Raw genomic sequence first — 6,493 nt, 5'->3', positions numbered from 1 at the left:
TTCCCCAGGGCAGTGGCAAGAGCCCCCATCATCCTCCGAACCTCACAAACCATTGGGCAGTCAGGATCAGCCAGGATCACGCCGCCGCGAGGGTGGTAGTCGGTCACGCCCCCGTCCCCGCTCCAGTCGCCGCATCAAGCCATGAGTCACCTGGTTGTGGTGGGATTCCCCACGGTGGAGGAAGCCGAAGACGTGCGTCAAGAGTTGGCAGGTCTCCAACAACAGCACCTGATTTCCCTGGAGGATGCCGTTGTGGTGGAGAGGGACAAGCAGGGCCATGTCCACCTGCGTCAAGCCGTGAACCTCACAACCGCCGGCGCCATCAGTGGCGGGTTCTGGGGATCACTGATTGGGTTGATTGCGCTCAATCCCCTCCTGGGGGCTGCTGTGGGGGCAGGGGTTGGCGCGGCGTCAGGGGCGCTGGCGGATATGGGTATTAACGATGACTTCATGCGGGAACTGGGACGCACCCTGCCTGAAGACAGCGCCGCCCTTTGCCTGTTGGTGCGCACGGTCACCGTGGACCGTGTTCTGGAAAAGCTGCAGAGCCATGCCACCCACACCAGGCTTCTGCACACGAGCCTCAGCCACACCGGCGAGAAAAAGCTTCGCAAAGCCCTGGAGTGGAGCAAGCATCTTGAAGAGACACAGACAGAGACACAGACAAAGTCGGAAGATTCAGCATCCCATGAGCATCATCATCCGTAGTGTACTGATCCGGTCCATGGACTCACCCACCAACATCACTGTTGCCAATCCCAGCAAGACTGCCGAGATGGCGGCAGGCATACGGGCGCTTCATCGGCGCCGCGCCAAACAACCGTTGTTTGACGATCCCCATGCCCTGGCCATGTGCGGAGAGTTCTGGCGTCGCGTGGTCTCCAGTGACTGCCTCTCCGCCCTGGTGGTGGACACCCTGTTGGCAAGTGCCTCGGGCATCATGCCGTTGGTCTATACCCGTGCCCGTTTTGGTGAAGATCTTCTGGAGGCATCCATCAAGAATGGTCTGGATCAATACGTGATCGTGGGGGCGGGATATGACACGTTTTCCGCAAGACGGCCCGACCTGATGGAGAAACTGACCCTCTATGAACTGGACCAGGCCGCAACCCAGCAGTCGAAACGGGAGCGCATGAAAGCGGCGGGAATCAAAGAGCATGGGAATGTGCATTATGTGGCCTCGGATCTCAACCAGGAGAAACTCCATCAAGCTTTGGCACGGGCCAATTTCGATACAACACGTCCCGCTCTGTTCTCCTGGTTTGGCGTTACCTATTACCTGGAGATGGAATCAATTAAAGAAACGTTGATCAGTATCTCTTCCCACATGGCCCCTGATTCAGCCATCATGTTTGATTATCTTGCCAATCCCAAGCTGACTCCTTGCGGATTCATTAGAATGCAGGAGGATAGCGCCAACTTTGTTGCCAGGCGTGGAGAACCATGGATTTCCAGTTTTGTGCCAGACGAGCTGCCCGGCTTCCTTGGTGGGCTGGGCTATGAAACCGTCAATCATCTCAAACCGGAAGAGGTTGGACCCCATTATCTCTCGGAAACAGATGATATTACATATCCTGCTTTCATGGGTCTTTACCATGGAGTTGTAGGCAGGGCAGAGAGCGGCTAAGCATCCGGCTGGTGGGCCAACAGAGGCTTCAGATAGCGGCCTGTATGGCTGTCAGGATGCTCAACCACCTGCTCAGGCGTTCCGCAGACCACCTGCTCGCCGCCACGATCTCCCCCTTCCGGCCCCAAATCAATCAGCCAGTCGGCGCAGCGGATCACATCTAGATTGTGTTCAATAATGACAATTGAATTGCCCTTGTCCACCAGGCGTTGCAGGATATTCATCAGCGTATGAACGTCGTAAAAACTGAGGCCGGTGGTGGGCTCGTCAATGAGGTACAAGGTTTTACCCGTGGCCCGCTTTGAAAGTTCCGTTGCCAACTTCATGCGCTGAGCTTCTCCGCCAGAAAGCGTTGGTGCGGATTGCCCCAGCCGCATATAACCCAATCCAACATCCACCAAGCTCTGCAATCGCTGCGCCGCTGGCGGGATGGCTGAGAAGACATCCGTGGCCTCTTCAATTGTCATTTCCAGCACATCAGAAATGGAATAACCTTTATAACGGACTTGCAATGTTTCCCGATCATATCTTTTGCCTTTACAAATATCACATTGCACATAGACATCAGGCAGAAAATTCATGGAAATCACGTTCACACCCTGCCCTCCACAGGCTTCACAACGTCCTCCCTTGACATTAAAGCTGAACTGCCCCGCCCGATACCCTCTGGCTTTTGCCTCAACGGTGGCCGCAAAACACTGACGAATCGCGTCAAAGGCACCCACATACGTAGCCGGGTTTGAGCGGGGCGTGCGGCCAATGGGGGACTGATCAATGACAATCGCCTTGTCCAAAGCTTCAACCCCCTGGAGTGCTCCCAAGCCATCGGGAAATGGTGTCCTATGGCCCAACTTGTTCTCCAGGGCAGGCTGAAGCAACCCATTCACCAAGGTGCTCTTGCCGCTGCCACTCACGCCGGTAACGCACACCAGCCGTCCCAGGGGGATGGTAACATTCAGGTTTTTCAAGTTGTTGCGGTGACAGTTGACCATCTGGAGGCAACGCCGGTTACGGTGGCGACGTTGCTCTGGCGTGGGGAGATGACAACGGCCCGATAGATAGGCCCCGGTTAAGGAATCTTGACTGGATAGCACCTTACCAAGGGAGCCGGAGGCAATAATTTTCCCCCCGTGGACACCGGCGCCAGGACCAATATCCACCAGATGATCTGCGGATCGGATGGTGTCTTCGTCATGCTCCACAACAATAAGGGTGTTACCCAGGTCCCGTAACCGGAAGAGGGTTTGCAAAAGACGATGATTGTCTCGCTGATGTAATCCAATGCTGGGCTCATCCAGCACATAGAGTACACCGGTTAAACCGGAACCAATCTGGGTGGCCAGCCGAATCCGCTGCGCTTCGCCACCGGAGAGGGTGATGGCGGCGCGATCCAGACTCAAATAGTCTAACCCCACATCCAGAAGAAATCGGAGGCGAGCCTGAATTTCAACCAGGACCGGCTGGGCAATCTGCAACTGGCGTGGCGTCAGCAACGGGGGGGTTTGTTCTTCCTCCATGCCACCCAATCGCTCAAGACTGGCCAGGCACCGGTCAATGGTCATGCTGGTGAGATCATGAATCCCGTAAGGACCCACCAGCACAGACAAGGCCTCTGGTCGCAGTCGTCGTCCGGAACAGCTTTTGCAGACAACTGCTTCCCTATAGTGTTCGAGTTTCTGGCGCATGGCTTCAGAACCTGTCTCCTGATACTGGCGCTCCAACATGGCAAGCACACCACGAAACCTCCGCCTGTAACCTTGGCCAGATCGATATCGACTATCTCCATGAACAGGAACCAGATCCTCCACGCCATAGAGAATAGCCTGCTGTTGTGCGGAATCAAGTTGAGACCAAGGTGTCTGCAAGTCAAAGCCAAGCTCCTTGCCAAGGCTATAGAGAAGCGAATGTGAATAATGATCATCCCGGTGACTCCATGGTTCAATCGCTGCATAGATAGGCTGGTTGGGATCAGGAATGACCCGTTCCACAGTAAAGCAACGGCGATGGCCAATACCATGGCAATCCGGACAGGCGCCATAGGGAGAGTTAAAGGAAAATAAACGTGGGGAAAGCTCTTCCATCACTGCCCCATGCACCGGACAGGCAAAGTGTTCGGAGAATATCCACTCCTGCTCGATACCGGGAGGCAATTCCTCCCCTTGGCGTAACACCACGTTCACCACTGCCAGACCATCCCCCCGCTGCAGGCACGTGCGCAGAGAGTCGTTGAGGCGCTCGTGAATCGTGGGGCGCGCAACAAGCCGATCCACCACAACCTCAATGGTGTGATGATGATTTTTCTCAAGTACGATGTCGTCGTTCAGTTCCCTCACCTGCCCGTTGATGCGCACCCGGGCAAATCCCTCCGCCACCAGACTGGCCAGCAGACGAGCGTGGGTTCCCTGCTGGCCCCGCACCACGGGGGCCAGCAATTGAAAACGAATCCCTTCCGGTAACTGGAGAATGGCGCCCACCATCTCGTCAATGGTCTGGGGCCTGATGGGGCGACTGCAGTGGGGGCAGTGGGGCTGTCCGGCCCGACCAAAGAGGAGGCGCAGGTGATCGTAAATCTCCGTCACCGTGCCCACCGTGGAGCGAGGATTGTGACTGGTGGACTTCTGATCAATGGAAATGGCGGGGGAGAGCCCCTCGATGGCGTCCACGTCGGGCTTATCCAGTTGACCCAGAAACTGGCGCGCATAGGTGGACAGGCTCTCCACGTAGCGCCGCTGGCCCTCGGCAAAAACGGTGTCAAACGCGAGGGAAGACTTGCCACTGCCACTGACGCCCGTGAACACCACCAGGCGATTACGAGGAATGGTGAGGTTGATATTGCGAAGATTATGTTGCCGAGCGCCACGAATACGGATCACCTTATCTGGGGACGGCTCCTGGAAAATCTCCGTAGACGCCAAAGGGTCCTGCAGATCAAGGGGTTCCCTGGTTGGCCGCTCAATGGGCATTAACGGGAGGTTGAGAAGCCATCGGATTCTACTGTTCCCGCCCCACGGGGATGGGAGCGGAGGGTTGTCAGGGGACAGGGCCACGGCCGTGGGGAGCCGCGGCAATCTGCTGGCGGAGTTGGGCAAACGCCAGGCCGGGATCCGCGGCCCGGGTTACGGGCCGCCCCACCACCAGCCATGTGGCGCCGCTGGCCATGGCCTCGGCGGGCGTCATGGTTCGGGCCTGGTCGTCTGCCTGGACGAGGTGGGGGCGGATGCCGGGGGTGACCAGGGCCATGGCGGGCTGCTGGCGGTGGAGCCGGGCCGCATCCCGGGGGGCGCAGACGCAGCCGTGCAGACCGGCCCGGGCCGCCAGTTGGGCCAGGTGCTCCACATGGGCTGATAGGGAATCTGCAACGACCAGTTGCTGACGGAAGGGCTGGGGATGCCAACTGGTGAGCACCGTGACCGCCAACAGCAGGGGGGCGGCAAACCGGCCTCGGCGGCGGCCTCGGCGGCGGACTGCTGGGCCATGGCCATGGCCGCCGCGCCTGCGCTGGCATGGACCGTGAGCAGGCCGGCCCCAAGCACGGCGGCGCGGCGGCAGGCTCCAGCCATGGTGGCGGGAATGTCGTGCAATTTGAGATCCAGAAACACCCGCAGGCCACGGCTACGCAGTTGGGTCACAATGCCGGGCCCCGCGCTGATGAACAGTTCCAGACCCACCTTCACCCAGCGCAATCCGGGAATCCCCGCCGCCAGCGCCATGGCCCCATCCCCGTCACAGCCATCCAGGGCCACAATGAGCCGCTCCTCCGGGGAGGCGGGCAAGAGGGCCTGAAAGTCAGCGGCGTTGCCCATGGCGCCCATCAGGCAACCAGACGGCAGAAGGTCTTTTTCCCAAGCTGGAGCACCTTCCCCTCCAGGGTCTCCCTGGCGAAAGCCGCTTTGGGATCCGTGATTTTCTCCCCGTCAAGGCGCAGGGCGCCCCCCTGGATGCGGCGACGGGCTTCGCTGGCGCTGGTGATCCCTGCCCTGGTTTTGAAGACCCCATGCAGCAATTGATAGGCCGGAATGGGGGTTGACCAGTCCCAGATGGAGGCAAGGCGGGTTTCCGGCGCCTGGGCCTCCGAGGCGCCGGATCGGGGTGTCAGCACCAAAGCGGCCGCGGCGGCCTGGGCCTGTTGCGCCGCCTCCCTGCCATGGAGAGAGGCGGTAACCTCCAGGGCCATGGCTTTTTGCCGCTGGCGGGGATCCCGGGGCATGGCCGCCGGATCCAGGTCCGTCAGCAGGGTGATGTAGTCGTCCACCACCGTATCCGCCACCTTCTCCAGCTTGGAGTAGGTGGTGAGGGGATCCTCCTGGAGGCCGATGGTGTTGCCCAGACTCTTGCTCATCTTTTGCACCCCGTCGGCGCCCGTGAGAATGGGCATCAACAGCCCGAACTGGGGCGGCTGGCCAAAATGACGTTGCAGATCCCGCCCCATGGCCACGTTGAATTTCTGATCCGTCCCCCCCAGTTCCACATCCGCCTTCACCATCACGGAGTCGTAGCCCTGGAGGAGGGGGTAGAGAAACTCGTGGAGGGCAACGGGCGTCCCCTGTGCGTAACGGTTGGCGAAGTCCTCCTTGGCCAGCATCTGCCCCACGGTTGCCGTGCCCAGCAATCCGATCACTCGGGTGAGATCCAGTTTGGCCAGCCATGTGCTGTTGCGCTGAATCTCCAGCCGTCCCGGCGTAACGAAATCCAGAATCGGGCGCAATTGCTCCAGGTACGTGCGGGCGTTCTCCTCCACCTCCCGGGCGTCAAGCCGGGGCCGGGTGGCTGATTTGCCGGTGGGGTCCCCGATCCGGGCGGTAAAGTCCCCGATGATCACAACCGCGGTGTGACCGGCATCCTGAAAGGCCCGCAGCTTGCGGTAGA

4 protein-coding genes and 1 pseudogene are annotated in these 6,493 nt (G+C 59.5%); 2 read left to right on the top strand and 3 right to left on the bottom strand.

Features of this window, described 5'->3' with window-relative positions:
• Positions 1-141: 141 nt before the first annotated feature.
• Both BG35_RS0105270 and BG35_RS11540 read left to right on the top strand, forming a co-directional pair.
• Entirely contained in the window at positions 142-708 is a 567-nt protein-coding gene (locus BG35_RS0105270) for a DUF1269 domain-containing protein (RefSeq protein WP_025782006.1), read from the top strand.
• A complete protein-coding gene (locus BG35_RS11540; protein WP_051506156.1) occupies positions 689-1,627 on the top strand; it encodes a class I SAM-dependent methyltransferase in 939 nt (312 codons plus the stop codon). Before BG35_RS0105270 ends, BG35_RS11540 begins: the two co-directional genes overlap by 20 nt.
• Here the strand turns inward: BG35_RS11540 and uvrA are convergent.
• The 3 genes and pseudogenes from uvrA to tyrS form a co-directional block, all read right to left on the bottom strand.
• Positions 1,624-4,590, bottom strand: a complete 2,967-nt coding sequence (gene uvrA / locus BG35_RS10450; protein WP_080688034.1) for an excinuclease ABC subunit UvrA — start codon at positions 4,588-4,590, stop codon at positions 1,624-1,626. The genes BG35_RS11540 and uvrA overlap by 4 nt on opposite strands.
• A 67-nt stretch (positions 4,591-4,657) precedes the next feature.
• Positions 4,658-5,430 (bottom strand): annotated as a pseudogene (gene pyrF, locus BG35_RS10445) (orotidine-5'-phosphate decarboxylase).
• 8 nt (positions 5,431-5,438) lie between these two features.
• Positions 5,439-6,493 (bottom strand): tyrosine--tRNA ligase (gene tyrS / locus BG35_RS0105250; protein WP_025782005.1); only part of this gene is annotated, 1,055 nt, incomplete at its 5' end.

Source organism: Candidatus Synechococcus spongiarum SH4 (genome assembly GCF_000586015.1).
Classification (GTDB): Bacteria; Cyanobacteriota; Cyanobacteriia; order PCC-6307; family Cyanobiaceae; genus Synechococcus_B; species Synechococcus_B spongiarum_F.
The sequence above is the reverse complement of the archived record's forward strand: the minus strand, read 5'-3'. Positions and strand labels throughout refer to the sequence as shown.

What these genes read in the sequence shown, in the direction of transcription:
- BG35_RS0105270 (WP_025782006.1), top strand. Translation starts at nt 142, where the DNA reads ATGAGTCACCTGGTTGTGGTGGGATTCCCCACGGTGGAGGAAGCCGAA.
- BG35_RS11540 (WP_051506156.1), top strand. Translation starts at nt 689, where the DNA reads ATGAGCATCATCATCCGTAGTGTACTGATCCGGTCCATGGACTCACCC.
- uvrA (WP_080688034.1), bottom strand. Translation starts at nt 4,590, where the DNA reads ATGCCCATTGAGCGGCCAACCAGGGAACCCCTTGATCTGCAGGACCCT.